We start from the raw sequence: 15,269 nt of genomic DNA, 5'->3' as shown, positions 1-15,269 counted from the left end.
AGATTGGCGAAAGCCGCGATGACGGTTGATCTCCCTCCCCGCGGGGGAGTTGTCCGGCAGGACAGAGGGGGGTGCTGTCCCGCCAACGTCTCAAGTCGGCTCAATCTCATCGCCGTCACTCGATCTCCGCGCCCAGCCCCTTCATCAATCCCATGAACTCCGGAAAGCTCGTCGCGATCATGTTGGCGTCGTCGATCGTCACCGGCTTCTCCGTCGCCAGTCCCATGACCAGGAAACTCATGGCGATGCGGTGGTCGAGATGCGTCTTCACCGCCGTATCGGGGCCGTTGGGATGAGCGCCGAGCCCCTTGCCGCCCGGTCTGCCGCGCACGGCGAGCGAGGCTTCGCCCTCTGTGCAGTCGACACCGGTGAGCTCCAGGCCCCTAGCCACCGCCGCCAGACGGTCGGATTCCTTGACCCGAAGTTCCTCCAGCCCCTGCATCAGCGTCTCGCCCTCGGCGAAGCTCGCGGCCACCGCCAGCACCGGATACTCGTCGATCATCGACGGCGCGCGCTCGGGCGGCACCACCACGCCTTTCAGCTCCGAGGAGCGCACGCGCAAATCCGCCACATCCTCGCCGCCGGCATTGCGCCGATTGAGGATATCGATCTTGCCGCCCATCTCCTGCAGGGTCAGAAGCAGTCCGGTGCGGGTCGGGTTCATCAGCACGTTCTCGATGACGATGTCCGAACCCGGCACGATCAGCGCCGCCACCAGCGGGAAGCCGGCGGAGGAGGGGTCGCCCGGCACGGCGATCGTCTGCCCGGTGAGCTTGCCCTGGCCCTCGATGAAGATGTGGCGCACGCCGCGCTCGTCGGTCTCCACGGTCAGGTTTGCGCCAAAGCCTTTCAGCATCTTTTCGGTGTGGTCGCGCGTCATCACCGGCTCGATGACCGTGGTGATGCCCGGCGTGTTCAGGCCAGCAAGCAGCACCGCCGACTTCACCTGGGCCGACGCCATCGGTACGCGATAGGTGATCGGCGCGGCGTGCTTCGGTCCGCGCAGCGTGATCGGCATGCGGTCTCCGGGTGCTGCCTTAATCACCTGCACGCCCATCTGGCGCAGCGGGTCGAGCACGCGGCCCATCGGCCGGCCGGAGAGCGAAGCGTCGCCGATGAAGGTCGTCTCCATGTCATAGGTGCCGACGAGGCCCATGGTGAGGCGCGAGCCGGTGCCGGCATTGCCGAAATCGAGCGGGCCCTCAGGTTGCAGCAGCGCGCCATTGCCGGTGCCGCGGATCACCCATTCGGCGCCCGTCTTTTCGATATGCGCCCCCATTGCCTTCATGGCGGCACCGGTACGCATCACGTCCTCGCCCTCGAGCAGGCCGGTAATGCGCGTCTCGCCGGAGGCCAGGCCGCCGAACATGAAGGAGCGGTGCGAGATCGACTTGTCGCCCGGCACGCGCGCTGTGCCGGCAAGGGCAGGGGATTTGCGGGCCGTGGCTGGTTTAGCGGCGGCGGAATGAGACATTGTGTCGTCCAAAATGAAATGCCGGCAGGCCGGCGCGGTTCGTCATGTTGCGGCGGTCTCGTAACACGGCGCGCGGCAATGGTCATCCCCTGGTGCGGCCGTTCGGACGCAACCCTTTACGACGCCGGCTTTTGGCTTTGACAGCGCTCAAAACTGCGGTTAAGGGGACCACTCTTTTATTGACGAGGCCTGATGTGGCAAAAGCTGAACTTGGCACCAAACGTATCGACCCTGAGACGGGACGGAAATTCTACGATCTCAACAAGGACCCGATCGTCTCGCCCTATACCGGCAAGAGCTATCCGCGATCCTATTTCGACGAAGGCAAGATTTCCGCCATCGAGGAGGATGAGGAGGTCGCCGACAAGGAACTGGACGCCGACGAGGAGGAAGGCGCCGAAGTCGTCTCGCTCGAGGAAGCCGATGACGAGGCCAAGGGTGGCGGCGACGAGCTTCCCGATCTCGGCGACGACGAGGATGTGGACCTCGGCGACGATGACGACGACACCTTCCTTGCCGACGAAGAGGAAGAGGATGACGACGTCGCCGATATGATCGGCGTCGGCGACGACGAGGACGAGGTCTGATTCCAGCCTCGGCGCGATTGTTTGCCGGCCATTTTTGCCTGTGACGAAAAAGCGGTCTTTCAAGGCTTGATCTTGACCGAAGGCGGCGCTAGAAGCCGCCAGCACTAAACGACGGCGCGGTCCCAACCGCGCCGGATCTCTTCGCCGGAAACGGCGCCGGCTGACTGCCGGGAGTGGGGCCATAGCTCAGTTGGGAGAGCGCTTGAATGGCATTCAAGAGGTCGTCGGTTCGATTCCGATTGGCTCCACCAAACAGTCCTTCCTGAGCAGCCGGCCGAACGGAAAACCGCTCACACTTCTCCTGGAACTGCGCTAACCGCGCTGGGCGCGGGTCCTGGCTGCCTTGCGCGCTGCCGCCGATCTTCCGGCGGCCCCTTTGGTCTGCGCGGCTTTCCGGGCCGACGCTGACCGCTCTTCGGCTGTGCGGCCGGATGCGGCGCTCTTGGCCTGCCGCGACAGGGCCTTGCGGGAGGCGGTGCTTTTCGGCTCGCCCTCGAGCACCTTCGACACCGCCTTCGAGACCTTCGGCTGACGCTTCGGCTTCCGTTCGCCCTGGCCTGCCTCGTAAGCATATTCGGCGCTCTTGCGCGTGCTCTCCTTCACATCGCCTTTTTTGGGCGGCGGCAGGTCGACGCCCGCGCGGCGCGCCTCCGAAAGGCCGATCGCGATCGCCTGCTTGGTGGAGCGGGCGCCGTGCTTGCCTCGGCGGATTTTGTCGATTTCCGCGTGAACGAATTCGCCGGCCTGAGTGCTTGCCGACTTGCCTTCGCGCTTGTCTTTGCGCGCCTTTTCGATGGTTTTCTTGTCCGGCATTGTTTTTCTCCTTATTCGACGGGGCATGATCGAACGCCGACAGGAGCTTCGGATCGCGCGTCAGCGGCTTTCATATGTGCCGACGAGGTCGGCGGTGGCGATCACATGCGGCTTCGCAAGCGCCAGAAGATCGGCGATTCCCGTGTTCCCGTCAGTTTCCAGCGTCTCCACGTCGAGAGCTGAGAGGCGGAAGTGATAATGGTGAACGCCGTGTCCTTTTGGCGGCTGGGGGCCGTCGTAATGGGCATTGCCGAAGTCGTTCACGCCTTGGCGGAAACTTTCCGGTCCGGCGGTGCCTTCGGGCAGGCGGTCCCGGCCGGCAATGTCATAGACCGCCCAATGGCGAAACATGCCGCGCGGCGCATCGGGATCCTCGACGACAAGCAGGAAGCTTCTGGTCCCGGCTGGCGCGTTCTTCCACCGCAGGGGAGGAGACAGATTGCCTCCGTTGCGGACATAGGGCTCGGGAATGGTCTGCCCGCTTTCAAAGGCTGGACTCTCAAGCGTGAAAGCCATGGCTGGAACTCCGTGCTCTTATCGCGTTCCTGTCGAGAAGATCCGCGAACGATCGTTGCTCGGATCGGAGCGCAATCGCCGCTGGTTTCTTGGGAACGCAGGGGCATCGGCGGGAGTTCCAGCATCATGCCCTGCGCGACGGAGCTCGATGAATGCTCGCAAGTGGAGCTATCGTCCCTGGAAAAGCTGCCCGGGCGGAAGCGGCGCCGGTCCTATCCGGCAAAAGATACCCGCAGGTCGGCATGAGAGTCGTTAACGCGGGGCCGGAGGCCTCGAAGATTTCACCGGCGGCATTCTCGGCATATTGAATCCAGAAGATGCAGGGACAAGAGGTAACGACGTCATGCGCGCTCTGATCCGGATTGCGGTGATTGTCGCAATATTGTTGGCGTTGCTGTATCTGGGATTGTGGTATTCGACCGGCGAACAGGGCTTTCTGCTGATCCCTGGCGGCACGCCGTCTCAATAGACAGAGTGGTCATCTCGCAAGAGGCGGATCGCGTTGACTGCACGTAACCGGGAGGCGGCGCTATGCGATGCGGGATCGCGTCCGAGGAAAGCCCTATGCCGGCTGCGGCAACTAAGCTAAGGCTTCCTGTCGGAGGGATGCTCATGAGAATTCCGGTTGTGGGTGGGAAACTGGCGCAGGGACGAGTTCGATCCGGACTGCTTGCCCGGCCAAACAGTCTCTTGCCGATGTTTTGCATTGCGGTCGCGCTTGCCGCTTGTCAATCGACTCCAGACACACAGCCTGTTGCTGACCCGCAACCTGTCCCGGCCGCCATTGCTGCTCCCGCTCCGGCTTCGCCGAATTCCGCTGTGCTGGATCAGGCGGTCGCGGTCGTTCCGCCCGGCAAGGGCGTTCCGGCCAGATACGCCGCATTCTCCGGCATATGGGCGGGGCAGCTCAACGGCATGTATGACGGCAAGCTGGCTGTGCTGACCATGTCCTCGGGTGGGCAGGTGACGGCCAGCTACGCATGGGGCGACCTGGCCGACAACAAGCCGGGCGTTGCCGACGGCTCCGGCAGGATTTCCGGCAACACATTGAAGCTCGGACGCTTGCCGAACGGCGCGGACATCACCGCCACCATGGCGTCGCCGGGAACGCTCAACGTCACCTACGCCCTTGCCGGCCAGACCTATACAGGCTTGTTCGCCCGGGTCAGCCAGTAAACAGAGACGGCTAAGATCAAAGCGGGTCCTCGACGATCCGCACGCACACCGGCGTTCCGATTTCGATGGCGCGGCCGGAATCGGTCAGCCGGCCGCTCTGCTCGTCGCGGGCGAAGATCGAGATGCGGTCGGCATTCTGGTTGGCCAAAACAGATGCCTGCCGGATGGCGTCAGCGCGAGATTGCGCGGCGTCGCGCCGCCGCAAGGGGTGAAGTCGACCAGATCCAGTTTCCCAGACTGCTGGCCGACGGCAAAGATGGCGACACTAGCGACCGTTAGGCGAGATCTCGATGCCGGCGCAGTGATTATGCGTGCGAGCCTCTCCCTCCCGTCACCGGCGCTCCTCCGATGGTGCCGGCCTTGCAACAATTTCGCTGATCGTCGCTTGCGTGGCAATCCCATACGTGAAAATATTATTCACAAAAGAAAATCGACGGGAGGAAAGCGATTATGCGTCTCGCCATCCGGCATCGTGCCCGGAACCGCTTTGCAGGCCGCGCCGGAAGCGCCCGGAGAGGATCATGAGCGCATTCTCGCCGACCGTCGGTATCGCCTCGACGCATCCTGCCGACATGCCTGAGACGCATGCCGACATCCCTGTCTGGAACTCGGAAAACTGGTTCTACGAGGACTGGCAGGTTGGCCACAAAATCCGCTCGCTTCGCCGCACCATCGCCGAGGGCGAAAGCCACATGTTCAATACGCTGGTGCTGGATATCCACCCTTACGTGCAGGACCAGATGTTCGCCGAAAGGGAAGGCACCTTCGGCCGGCGGCTGGTGGCGGGGGCATTCGTGTTCTCGGCCGGGCTCGGCCTTGTCGCCACCAACTGCCTCAACGCCTTTTCCTACGGCTACGACAGACTGCGCTTCATCAAGCCGGTCTTCATCGGCGACACCATCTATTCGATCCGCACCAACCTCGACAAAAGGCCGCGCTACCAGGACATGGGACTGATCCGCGCCAGCTATGAAGTCTTCAAGGGTGAAGGAGAGCTGGTGCTCTACTGCGAGCATCTGCAGACGGTGAAATACAAGAACCCGGCCGATTTTGTCGGCAAGACCGAGAAGTGAACCGTGGCCGCTGACAACGAACTTCCGCTGACCGGCCTTGTCGTCATCGACATGAGTCAGTTCCTGTCGGGACCCTATTGCTCGCTGCGCCTGCTCGACCTCGGCGCACGCGTCATCAAGATCGAGCGTCCCGACGGCGGCGACCTGTCGCGCCGGCTCTATCTAAGCGACACCGAGATCGGCGGCGATTCCACGATTTTCCACGCCATCAACCGCGGCAAGGAAAGCCTTGCCATCGACTTGAAGAACGAAGCCGACCTCGCCGCGCTGCGCGGTCTGATCGCCAAGGCCGACGTGCTGATCCAGAATTTCCGGCCGGGCGTCATTGAGCGGCTCGGCCTCGACTATGAGCATGTCAGCACGATCAACCCCCGGCTCGTCTATGCCTCGATCAGCGGCTATGGCGAGGAAGGGCCATGGGTGAAGCGCCCTGGGCAGGATCTGCTTGCGCAGGCTCGTTCCGGCGTGATGTGGCTGAACGGCGACGAGGAGCAGGGACCGGTGCCGTTCGGCCTGGCGATCGCCGATATGCTGGCGGGCGCCGCCTGCGCTCAAGGCATCCTCGCCAAGCTGGTGCGGCGCGGCATCACCGGCGAGGGCGGCCATGTCGAAACCAGCCTGCTCGAAGCGCTGATCGATTTCCAGTTCGAAGTGCTGACCACGCATCTCAATGACGGCCGCCGCCCGCCGAAGCGCTCGTCCTTCCGCAGCGCCCACGCTTATCTCTCGGCGCCTTACGGCGTTTATCCGGCGAAGGACGGCTATCTGGCGATCGCCATGACGCCGATCCCGAAAATTGCCGATCTGCTCGGATTGCCTGAGCTCTCCCCGTTCCGTGACAGACCGGCGACCTGGTTCACCGACCGCGACGAGATCAAGGCGATCATCGCCAAACGCATCGCGGAAAAGACCATCGACGAATGGCTGGCCATCCTCGAGCCCGCCGACGTCTGGTGCGCCAAGGTGCTGACCTGGCCGGAACTGATGGCGAGCGAGGGCTTCAAGACGCTCGACATGCTGCAGACCGTGACCCGCGAGGACAATGTCTCTATCCTGACCACCCGCACGCCGCTGCGCGTCGACGGCGCGCGCGCCAAGGTGGATCGCGCCGCCCCGCGCATTGGCGAGCACAGCGCAAAAATCCGCGCGGAGTTCGGCCTGTGAGCGATATTTTGTTGAAAGGCATGACCTGGAGCCATCCGCGCGGCTATGACCCGATGGTGGCGTGCTCGGCGCTCTGGAAGGAAAAGACCGGGGTCTCGATCAAATGGGAAAAGCGCTCGCTGCAGGATTTCGAGTCCTTCCCGGTGGAAGAGCTTGCCCGCGCCTATGATCTGATCGTCATCGACCATCCGCATGTCGGCCAGATCACCGCCGAGAAATGCCTGGCGCCGCTCGATGTGCCGGGACGCGAGGCAGAGCGCGAGGCGCTTGCTGCGGCAAGCATCGGCAAATCCTATCCAAGCTACACCTGGCAGGGCCGGCAATGGGCTTTCCCGATCGACGCCGCAGCCCAGGTGCAGGCCTGGCGGCCCGATCTGATCGAAGCCGCGCCCGCGATCTGGACCGAAGTGCTGGCGCTTGCTGAGCAGGGCTGGGTGCTCCTGCCGCTTCGGCCGCCGCATTCGCTGATGTGCTTCTACACTTTGGCCGCCGATCTCGGCCGGCCATGCATAGTCGACGGTTCGGCCGACCTTGTCGATGGCGAGACCGGCGAAACCGCCTTCGAGATGCTGCGCGAGATCGCAGCGCTGGTCGATCCCGCATGCCTGACGATGGATCCGATCGCCGTGTTCGAAAGGATGGCGGAAACCGGCTCGCGCATCGCCTGCGCGCCGCTGATCTACGGCTATGTTCCTTATGCGGTGGCGGGTTTCCGGCCGCATCGCCTCGCCTTTGCCGACATGCCGGTCGCCGGCGGCAACGGCCCGGTCGGCTCCGCGCTTGGCGGCACCGGCATTGCCGTCTCGGCCTTTTCCGCCGCGCGCGAGGCGGCGATCGACTTCGCCCATTGGATCGCCAGCGGCGATGTGCAGCGCGGACCCTACGCTGCCGCCGGCGGCCAGCCCGGCCATGCCGCGGCCTGGGAAGACGATGCCGTCAATGCCGCGACCGGCGATTTCTATCGCGGCACACGCGCGACGCTCGAAGGCGCCTGGGTCCGCCCGCGCCATGATGGCTACATGGCGTTCCAGCAGCAAGCCTCGGACTGCATCAACGGAGGCCTTGCCGGCCGGCAGGACGCCCGCCGCGTTGTCGCCGACATCAACCGCCTGTTCCGGGAGAGTTTCGCGCCGGCCGCTGCCGGTTAGATGTGCCGATTGTGGCCGCGACGCTCCGCGAGCGTGACGTCTATATCCGCCAAAGCCGGCGCGCATTGCCCGAAAGCAGGCGGGCTCGCTCCGAATCGCTTGCGCCGGCCAGCAGCGCATGCGTGGCGGCGATCCAGGTGGTCAGCCCGCCCCCCAGCGTGCAGACCGGCCAGTCGCTCCCCCAGATCACCCGATCCCAGCCGAAGCAACGGATCGTGTGCTCGACATAGGGCCGGAGCGTCTCGACCGTCCAGGTCGCCGGATCGGCATAGGCGACGACGCCGGAGATTTTGCCGACGACATTCGGACGCTTGGCGATCGCTTCCATATGCTCGCGCCACGGATGCTCGGCATTGCCCTTGATGTCGGGCACGCCGCAATGATCGAGGATGAACTGGACGTCGGGGGCGAGATCGGCAAGCGCCATCGCCTTCGGGATCTGATGCGGAAGCACCACTAGGTCGAAGGTCAGGCCGGTGCCGGCCAACCGCTTGATGTTCTGGCAAAACAGCGCCCCTTCCGACAGGTCGTCGGGCACGACATGCAGCACGCGGCGGAAACCCTTGACGAACGGGTCGGCCTTGACCGTTTCCAGATAGGCCTCGAAGCCGGCCTCTTCCGGCCGGCAGGCGGCGATCGCTCCGCGAAGCAGGCTCCCGGCCCGGCCGGCGACCGACTTCACATAAGCGGTCTCGGCAACGATGTCGGCCGGATCGACATCGACCTCCATATGCAGGACACCTTCGATGCCTGAGCGTCGCGCATCGGCGGCGTATTCCTCATAGGAGAAATCGCGGTTCAGCGCCGGCACGCCGGCCAGCCACGGATAGCGAAGCGCGCTCTGGTCGATGAGATGCAGATGCGTGTCGATGATCATGGCGGCGTCTCCTCCGTGGTCGTCTGCACTATCTCGCCGAAAAATCCATTATTCAAATAAGAAATTACGACGATTGCGGCACATCGGACCCGGCAAGCTGCGAGAGCTTGGCGGCGGCACCCTGCAGATGCCGAATCGTCAGCGTGATGTCCGGCGCCGTGGGGGCGTTGACGAGGGTGATGTAGGGAATAGTCAGCGCCGCGATGGCTCTGCCGTCGGGGCCCAACACCGGAGTGGACAGGTTATAAACGCCGGCGGTCTGCAGCGAGGCCATCATCTCGTAGCCGCGGTCGCGCACCTGGTCGAGGCGGGCGAAGAACTCCGGCGTCAGGTTGAACTGTTCGGTGCTCTGCAGATGCTCGGCGATCATCATCTTGCGCTCTTCGGGCGAGCGGAAGGCAAGCAGCACATGGCCGGAGCCGGTGTCGAACAGGCTGATATGCGAGCCGACGCGGATCGAGATGCCCCAGTAGCGCGGCGCTTCCTGCTGGGCGATGACCACCGCGGCGCCGCGGTCGAACACCACCAACTGGTTGGCCTGCCATGACGTCTCGGCCAGTTCCCGCATGATCGGTGTCGCATAGGACACCAGCCGCCGCACCGGCGCGTGCAATTGCGCGAGGCCGAAAAGCTTGAGCGTCAGCGAATAGCGGTCGCCGTCGATTTTGGTGACATAGCCGCGCCGCACCAGGCGGTCGAGCATGCGGTAAAACTCGTTCGGGCTGCGGTCGAGCCGCTTTGCGATCTCGGCCTGCGTCAGTCCGCCGTCCACGCTGGACAAGAGCTCGAGAATGTCCAGCCCCTTGTCGAGCGCCGGCGCGCGGTAGCGGTCCCCATCTTCTTCCTCTGCCACCTGCCCCTCCGGTGAATTTCGATCTGCATATATGCATGAACTCCACTCGGCGGGAAGCACAATCGCCTTGACCCGGGAATGAAAATGCTATTTGCATATGAATGAAGCTTAAGCGACCGGCCTCGCACTCGGCGGGCCGTCGCTTCGAGCCCATGGGAGGAGAACATGACGAGACTGGTTCTAGGCATTTCCGCCGGCCTGGCTGGCCTGCTGCTGAGCGGCACTGCGTTTTCGGCCGATCTGCCCGGCAAATTTCCGGGCGTGACGGTCGACGTGAAGCTGATCGGCGGCCAGCAATATGAAAAGCTCTACGAGCGGATCCCCGAATGGGAGAAGGCGACCGGCGCCAAGGTCAACATCCTGACCAAGAAGAACGGCTTCGACATCGACAAGGAACTGAAGTCCGACATCGCCTCGGGCAGCACCAACTGGTGCGTCGGCTGGAACCATTCGTCCTTCGCGCCGCAATATACCGGCCTTTACACCGACCTCAGCAGGCTCTTGCCGAAGGAAGAGATCGACGCTTTCGTGCCCTCCACGATCAAGGCCGCGACCATCGACGGCAAGCTCGAGATGCTGCCGCGCGCCCAGTTCGACGTCTCGGCGCTCTATTACCAGAAGAGCCTCTACGGGAACGCCGACAACAAGACCAAGTTCAAGGCCAAATACGGCTACGACCTTGCACCGCCGGACACCTGGAAGGAAGTGACCGACCAGGCCGAGTTCTTCGCCAACCCGCCCAATTTCTACGGCACCCAGTTCGCCGGCAAGGAAGAGGCGATCAACGGCCGCTTCTACGAGATGGTGGTCGCCGAGGGCGGCGAATATCTCGACAAGGAAGGCAAGCCCGTCTTCAACTCCGAGGCGGGCATCCGCGCGCTAGACTGGTTCGTCAACCTCTACAAGGCCAAGGCTGTGCCGGCCGGCACCACGAACTATCTTTGGGACGATCTCGGCCAGGGCTTCGCCTCGGGTACCGTGGCGATCAACCTCGACTGGCCGGGCTGGGCCGGTTTCTTCAACGACCCGAAGTCCTCGAAGGTCGCCGGCAATGTCGGTGTGAAGGTGGCGCCCAAGGGGTCTTCCGGCAAGCGCACCGGCTGGTCGGGTTTCCACGGCTTCTCGGTGACCGAGAACTGCCCGAACAAGGAAGCCGCCGCTTCCCTGGTGTGGTGGCTGACCAATGAGGACAGCCAGAAGCTGGAAGCCGCCGCCGGCCCGCTGCCGACCCGCACCGCGGTCTGGGACTGGGACCTGAAGCAGGCTGAAAACGATCCTTACAAGAAGGAGGTCCTTGCCGCCTTCCAGGAGGAAGCCAAGCACGCCTTCGCCGTGCCGCAGACGCCTGAGTGGATCGAGATCTCCAACGCCGTCTACCCCGAACTGCAGGCGGCGATCCTTGGCGACAAGACGTCCAAGCAGGCCCTGGACGAGGCGGCCGCCAAGGCGACGCAAATCCTTCAGGACGCCGGCAAGCTCTAGGCCTCGCGCTCGCAAATCGCCTCCCCGGCAAACCGGGGAGGCCGCAGCCTTGCGGCTGCTCAAATCTAACCCCAGGCTTCGGCCGGGGCTGGCTCAGTCGTTTCTTTCACAGGGTCCCGATGAAGGGCTTCAAGCCATCCGCGCCGTTCCTGCTGCTCCTTCCGGCGATCGTCGTGCTGGCGGCGGTGGTGGTGCTGCCGTTGATCCTGTCGCTCTATTCCAGCTTCACGCCCTTCCGCCTGACGCGGCCCGAGACCTTCTTCGTCTTCGTCGGCTTCAGGAACTATCTGTCGATCCTGTACAATGCCGATTTCTGGTGGGCTTTCGGCCGCACCGTTCTGTTGCTCACCATCGCGCTGAACCTCGAAATGCTGCTCGGCCTAGGCCTGGCCATACTGGTCGAGAAGGCGACGCGCGGCCAGCGCATCCTGCGCACGCTGATGATGTTCCCGATGATGTTCTCGCCGATCCTGGTCGGCTTCCAATTCAAATTCATGTTCAACGACAATATCGGCTTGGTGAACAACGCGCTGCAGTCGTTGGGCATCACTGAGGACGCCATCCCGTGGCTGATCGAAGGCCATCTCGCCTTCATCGCTATTGCGATCGCCGAGATCTGGTCGTCGACCTCGATCTTCGCCATCCTGATCCTGGCCGGACTGCTCGCCATGCCCAAGGAGCCGATCGAGGCGGCGCGGGTCGATGGCTGCACGCCTTGGCAGACCTTCCGCTATGTCACCTGGCCCTTCGTCATGCCTTTCGCCTACATCGCCATGACGATCCGCTCGCTCGACGTCGCGCGCGCCTATGACATCGTCAAGATCATGACCGACGGCGGCCCGGCCGGCCGCACCGAGCTGTTGTGGACGCTGGTCGGGCGCACCGCCTACAGCGATGCCCGCATGGGTCTGGCCAACGCCATGGCCTATTTCTCGATCCTGCTGTCGATCGCCTTCACCGTCTATTTCTACAAGAAGCTCGCCGCGGCGCGCGCGCAGATCGGCGCGGAGTGGTGAGGATGGACGAGAACGCCTCCGCCCGCCTCGCGCGCCGCGCGCTCACCGTCGCGCATCGTGTCGGCCTGTTCCTCGCCATGCTGGTCATCTGCCTCCCGGGCATCTGGATCGTGCTGTCGTCGCTGCGGCCAACGGTCGAGATCATGGCCAAGCCGCCGGTCTGGATCCCGCAGCAGCTGTCCGTCGACGCTTATGTCGCCATGTTCAGCGGCATCGGCAAAGGCGGCATCCCGGTGCTCGATTATTTCCGCAACTCGCTGATCATCTCCGTCACCTCGACAGTGATCGCTGTGGCCATCGGCATGGCCGGCGGCTACGCCTTCGCGCGCTACCGCTTCCGCGGCAAGTCGGGCATGTTCCTCGGCCTGATGCTGACGCGCACCGTGCCCGGCATCGCGCTCTCGCTGCCCTTGTTTTTCCTCTATGTGCGGCTGGGCATCATCGACACGCACATCGGCATGATCCTAGCTTATGTCGCGCTCAACGTGCCCTTCACCATTTGGCTGATCGACGGCTTCTTCCGCCAGGTGCCGAAGGACCTTGCCGAAGCTGCCCAGATCGACGGCTGCACGCGCTGGCAAGCCTTCTGGCAGGTCGAATTCCCGCTGGCTCGTCCAGGCATCGCCTCGGCCGCGATCTTCGCCTTCCTCACCTGCTGGAACGAGTTCGCTTTGGCCTCGCAGCTTACCCGTTCCGTCAATGCCAAGACGCTGCCCGTCGGGCTGCTCGACTATACGGCCGAGTTCACCATCGACTGGCGCGGCATGTGCGCGCTGGCCGTGGTGATGATCATCCCGGCCCTGACCCTCACCTATATCGTCCAGAAACACCTCGTCGGCGGCCTGACCTCCGGCGCGGTGAAAGGTTGATTTCATGGCAACGGTTTCGCTGAAACAGCTCACCAAGCGCTACGGCAACATGGAGATCGTGCACGGCATCGATCTCGAGATCGCCGATCGCGAATTCATCGCGCTGGTCGGCCCGTCCGGCTGCGGCAAGTCGACGACATTGCGCATGATCGCCGGCCTCGAGGACATCAGCGGCGGTATGATCGACATCGGCGGGCGCATGGTCAACGACCTGCCGCCGCGCTCGCGCAACATCTCCATGGTGTTTCAGTCCTATGCGCTCTACCCGCACATGACGGTGCGCGAGAATCTCGGCTTCTCGCTCAAGATCGCGGGCGCTGCCAAGGACGACATGGACCGGCGCGTCGCCGAAGCCTCCGCCATCCTCGGCCTCGACGAACTGCTCGAGCGCCGTCCCTCGCAGCTTTCCGGCGGCCAGCGCCAGCGCGTCGCCATGGGCCGCGCCATCGTGCGCGATCCGGATGTCTTTCTGTTCGACGAGCCGCTCTCCAACCTCGACGCCAAGCTGCGCACGCAGATGCGCACCGAGATCAAGAAGCTGCACGCCAAGGTCAAGTCGACGGTCATCTACGTCACCCACGACCAGGTCGAGGCGATGACGCTGGCCGACCGCATCGTCATCATGCGCTCGGGCCATATCGAGCAGGTCGGCACGCCGGACGAGGTGTTCAGCCGGCCCGCCACCCGCTTCGTCGCCGGCTTCATCGGCTCGCCGCCGATGAACCTGAACGAGGCGACGGTGAGCGACGGCAAGCTGGTCTTCGGCGGCGGCGGCGACAGCCTGCCTCTGCCCGGCCAGTTCAAGTCGAAAACGGCTGCCGGCGACAGGGTCGTGTTTGGTATCCGTCCCGATGATTTCTACCCCACCGGCCATGGCTTGAGCTCCGGCGGCGAAACCGAAGTCCACCGCGTCGAGCTGCCGGTCAGCATCACCGAGCCGCTCGGCAATGAAACGCTGGTCTTCGCCGAGTTCAACGGCACCGACTGGGTCTCGCGCATGCTCAATCCGAAGCCGCTGAAAGCCGGCGACAGGATCGGCATGAGCTTCGACCTGAGCCGCGCGCATCTGTTCTCCGCCGAAACCGGCAAGTCGCTGAGGAGCTGAGCATGGCGAAAATCGAGAAGATCGAGCTGCGCATGGTCGACCTCGTGCCGAAGGTGAAGCGCACCGACGCGATCCAGAGCTTCGTCAGCCAGGAAACGCCGATCGTCACCATCACCGATTCCGACGGCGCATCGGGCACCGGCTACAGCTATACGATCGGCACCGGCGGCTCATCGGTGATGCGGCTTCTGGCCGACCATCTCGCGCCGCGCCTGATCGGCCGCGACGCCGACCAGATCGAGGCGATCTGGCACGAGCTCGAATTCGCCACCCACGCCACCACCATCGGCGCCATCACCGCGATCGCGCTCGCCGCCATCGACACCGCCCTTTGGGACCTGCGCGCCAAGAAGCAGAACCTGCCGCTCTGGAAGCTCGCCGGGGGCGCCAAGGATCGCTGCCCGCTCTATACGACAGAGGGCGGCTGGCTGCATATCGGAACGCAGGCACTGGTCGACGATGCACTGGAAGCGAAGGCCAAGGGCTTCACCGGCTCCAAGGTGAAGATCGGCAAGCCGCACGGCTCCGAGGATTTTTCGCGGCTGTCGGCGGTGCGCAAGGCGGTCGGCGACAGTTACGAGATCATGACCGACTGCAATCAGGGCTTTTCCGTTGACGAGGCGGTCCGCCGCGCCGAGCGCCTGCGCGAGCTCGATCTCGCCTGGATCGAGGAGCCGCTGCCGGCCGACGACATCGACGGCCATGTGCGGCTGTCCAACTCGACCGCGACGCCGATCGCGGTCGGCGAGTCGCTCTATTCGATAAGGCACTTTCGCGAATACATGCAGAAAGGCGGCTGCAACATCATCCAGGTTGATGTCGGCCGCATCGGCGGCATCACCCCCTGGCTGAAAGTGGCCCATGCCGCCGAGGCCTTCGACATGCCGGTCTGCCCGCATTTCCTGATGGAACTGCATGTCAGCCTGGTCTGCGCCATCCAGAACGGCAAATATGTCGAATATATTCCGCAGCTCGACGAGTTGACGGACGCCAAGATGCGCATCGAGAATGGCCATGCGCTGGCGCCCAGCGAGCCCGGCATCGGCATCGACTGGGACTGGGACGCCGTGAAGGCAAAAAGCATCGCCGAGTTCACCACGGCGATCGTGAAATAGG

General features: G+C 63.9%; 16 protein-coding genes, 1 tRNA gene and 1 pseudogene. 12 read left to right on the top strand and 6 right to left on the bottom strand.

Translation table 11 applies throughout. From position 1 onward, the window contains the following. Window positions 1-115: 115 nt before the first annotated feature. Window positions 116-1,474: a 3-phosphoshikimate 1-carboxyvinyltransferase gene (gene aroA, locus O7A05_RS29155; RefSeq protein ID WP_337096596.1), complete on the bottom strand. Its 1,359-nt coding sequence runs from the start codon at window positions 1,472-1,474 to the stop codon at window positions 116-118. A gap of 194 nt (window positions 1,475-1,668) precedes the next feature. On the opposite strand from aroA, the gene O7A05_RS29150 reads away from it, so the two are divergent. Both O7A05_RS29150 and O7A05_RS29145 read left to right on the top strand, forming a co-directional pair. Beyond that, complete coding sequence (locus tag O7A05_RS29150) at window positions 1,669-2,061, top strand: TIGR02300 family protein (RefSeq protein WP_337096594.1); 393 nt, start codon at window positions 1,669-1,671, stop codon at window positions 2,059-2,061. Between the two features lie 175 nt (window positions 2,062-2,236). Beyond that, window positions 2,237-2,312: transfer RNA gene (locus tag O7A05_RS29145), tRNA-Ala, on the top strand. A 61-nt stretch (window positions 2,313-2,373) separates the two neighbouring features. On the opposite strand, the gene O7A05_RS29140 is transcribed toward O7A05_RS29145, so the two are convergent. Continuing rightward, window positions 2,374-2,874: a DUF6496 domain-containing protein gene (locus tag O7A05_RS29140; RefSeq protein ID WP_337096593.1), complete on the bottom strand. Its 501-nt coding sequence runs from the start codon at window positions 2,872-2,874 to the stop codon at window positions 2,374-2,376. Window positions 2,875-2,934: 60 nt separating this feature from the next. Continuing rightward, a complete protein-coding gene (locus tag O7A05_RS29135) occupies window positions 2,935-3,390 on the bottom strand; it encodes a YbhB/YbcL family Raf kinase inhibitor-like protein (RefSeq protein ID WP_337096592.1) in 456 nt (151 codons plus the stop codon). Window positions 3,391-3,733: 343 nt separating this feature from the next. Between O7A05_RS29135 and O7A05_RS29130 the strand changes: the two genes are divergently transcribed. Then, the gene (locus O7A05_RS29130; protein ID WP_337096591.1) at window positions 3,734-3,859 is read left to right on the top strand and encodes a hypothetical protein; all 126 of its coding nucleotides are present in this window, start codon (window positions 3,734-3,736) and stop codon (window positions 3,857-3,859) included. Between the two features lie 350 nt (window positions 3,860-4,209). Then, window positions 4,210-4,566 carry a hypothetical protein gene (locus tag O7A05_RS29125; protein WP_337096590.1) on the top strand — a complete coding sequence of 119 codons (357 nt, stop codon included), beginning with the start codon at window positions 4,210-4,212 and terminating at the stop codon, window positions 4,564-4,566. A gap of 16 nt (window positions 4,567-4,582) precedes the next feature. On the opposite strand, the pseudogene O7A05_RS29120 reads toward O7A05_RS29125, so the two are convergent. After that, window positions 4,583-4,968, bottom strand: a pseudogene (locus O7A05_RS29120) (lactonase family protein). Window positions 4,969-5,087: 119 nt separating this feature from the next. Here O7A05_RS29120 and O7A05_RS29115 point away from each other — a divergent pair. From O7A05_RS29115 to O7A05_RS29105, 3 genes are read left to right on the top strand one after another with little or no spacing between them, the layout of a single operon-like run. After that, on the top strand, window positions 5,088-5,639 hold the full coding sequence (locus O7A05_RS29115) for a MaoC family dehydratase (RefSeq protein ID WP_337096589.1): 552 nt from the start codon (window positions 5,088-5,090) through the stop codon (window positions 5,637-5,639). 3 nt (window positions 5,640-5,642) lie between these two features. Beyond that, window positions 5,643-6,803: a CaiB/BaiF CoA transferase family protein gene (locus O7A05_RS29110; RefSeq protein WP_337096588.1), complete on the top strand. Its 1,161-nt coding sequence runs from the start codon at window positions 5,643-5,645 to the stop codon at window positions 6,801-6,803. Window positions 6,804-6,823: 20 nt separating this feature from the next. Next, complete coding sequence (locus O7A05_RS29105; RefSeq protein WP_337096632.1) at window positions 6,824-7,951, top strand: extracellular solute-binding protein; 1,128 nt, start codon at window positions 6,824-6,826, stop codon at window positions 7,949-7,951. Window positions 7,952-7,991: 40 nt separating this feature from the next. Here the strand turns inward: O7A05_RS29105 and O7A05_RS29100 are convergent, their stop codons facing one another. Continuing rightward, window positions 7,992-8,828, bottom strand: a complete 837-nt coding sequence (locus tag O7A05_RS29100) for an amidohydrolase family protein (protein WP_337096587.1) — start codon at window positions 8,826-8,828, stop codon at window positions 7,992-7,994. 64 nt (window positions 8,829-8,892) lie between these two features. Continuing rightward, window positions 8,893-9,681, bottom strand: a complete 789-nt coding sequence (locus O7A05_RS29095; protein ID WP_337096586.1) for an IclR family transcriptional regulator — start codon at window positions 9,679-9,681, stop codon at window positions 8,893-8,895. Between the two features lie 165 nt (window positions 9,682-9,846). Between O7A05_RS29095 and O7A05_RS29090 the strand changes: the two genes are divergently transcribed. From O7A05_RS29090 to O7A05_RS29070, 5 genes are all read left to right on the top strand, one after another. Further along, entirely contained in the window at window positions 9,847-11,163 is a 1,317-nt protein-coding gene (locus tag O7A05_RS29090; protein ID WP_337096584.1) for an ABC transporter substrate-binding protein, read from the top strand. Window positions 11,164-11,282: 119 nt separating this feature from the next. Further along, entirely contained in the window at window positions 11,283-12,179 is an 897-nt protein-coding gene (locus O7A05_RS29085; protein WP_337096583.1) for a carbohydrate ABC transporter permease, read from the top strand. A 2-nt stretch (window positions 12,180-12,181) separates the two neighbouring features. Further along, a complete protein-coding gene (locus O7A05_RS29080; protein ID WP_337096582.1) occupies window positions 12,182-13,048 on the top strand; it encodes a carbohydrate ABC transporter permease in 867 nt (288 codons plus the stop codon). 4 nt (window positions 13,049-13,052) lie between these two features. Beyond that, the gene (locus O7A05_RS29075; protein ID WP_337096581.1) at window positions 13,053-14,153 is read left to right on the top strand and encodes an ABC transporter ATP-binding protein; all 1,101 of its coding nucleotides are present in this window, start codon (window positions 13,053-13,055) and stop codon (window positions 14,151-14,153) included. Between the two features lie 2 nt (window positions 14,154-14,155). Next, entirely contained in the window at window positions 14,156-15,268 is a 1,113-nt protein-coding gene (locus tag O7A05_RS29070) for a mandelate racemase/muconate lactonizing enzyme family protein (RefSeq protein ID WP_337096580.1), read from the top strand. Window position 15,269 lies beyond the last annotated feature (1 nt).

Origin of the sequence: Mesorhizobium argentiipisi (SeqCode) (assembly GCF_037179585.1) — a bacterium.
Taxonomy (GTDB): Bacteria; Pseudomonadota; Alphaproteobacteria; order Rhizobiales; family Rhizobiaceae; genus Mesorhizobium; species Mesorhizobium argentiipisi.
The sequence above is the reverse complement of the archived record's forward strand: the minus strand, read 5'-3'. Positions and strand labels throughout refer to the sequence as shown.

Bases quoted from the DNA above. Each gene is read 5' to 3' on its own strand.
- aroA (WP_337096596.1), bottom strand. From the start codon at position 1,474: ATGTCTCATTCCGCCGCCGCTAAACCAGCCACGGCCCGCAAATCCCCT.
- O7A05_RS29140 (WP_337096593.1), bottom strand. From the start codon at position 2,874: ATGCCGGACAAGAAAACCATCGAAAAGGCGCGCAAAGACAAGCGCGAA.
- O7A05_RS29135 (WP_337096592.1), bottom strand. From the start codon at position 3,390: ATGGCTTTCACGCTTGAGAGTCCAGCCTTTGAAAGCGGGCAGACCATT.
- O7A05_RS29130 (WP_337096591.1), top strand. From the start codon at position 3,734: ATGCGCGCTCTGATCCGGATTGCGGTGATTGTCGCAATATTGTTGGCG.
- O7A05_RS29115 (WP_337096589.1), top strand. From the start codon at position 5,088: ATGAGCGCATTCTCGCCGACCGTCGGTATCGCCTCGACGCATCCTGCC.
- O7A05_RS29105 (WP_337096632.1), top strand. From the start codon at position 6,824: ATGACCTGGAGCCATCCGCGCGGCTATGACCCGATGGTGGCGTGCTCG.
- O7A05_RS29100 (WP_337096587.1), bottom strand. From the start codon at position 8,828: ATGATCATCGACACGCATCTGCATCTCATCGACCAGAGCGCGCTTCGC.
- O7A05_RS29090 (WP_337096584.1), top strand. From the start codon at position 9,847: ATGACGAGACTGGTTCTAGGCATTTCCGCCGGCCTGGCTGGCCTGCTG.
- O7A05_RS29085 (WP_337096583.1), top strand. From the start codon at position 11,283: ATGAAGGGCTTCAAGCCATCCGCGCCGTTCCTGCTGCTCCTTCCGGCG.
- O7A05_RS29080 (WP_337096582.1), top strand. From the start codon at position 12,182: ATGGACGAGAACGCCTCCGCCCGCCTCGCGCGCCGCGCGCTCACCGTC.
- O7A05_RS29075 (WP_337096581.1), top strand. From the start codon at position 13,053: ATGGCAACGGTTTCGCTGAAACAGCTCACCAAGCGCTACGGCAACATG.
- O7A05_RS29070 (WP_337096580.1), top strand. From the start codon at position 14,156: ATGGCGAAAATCGAGAAGATCGAGCTGCGCATGGTCGACCTCGTGCCG.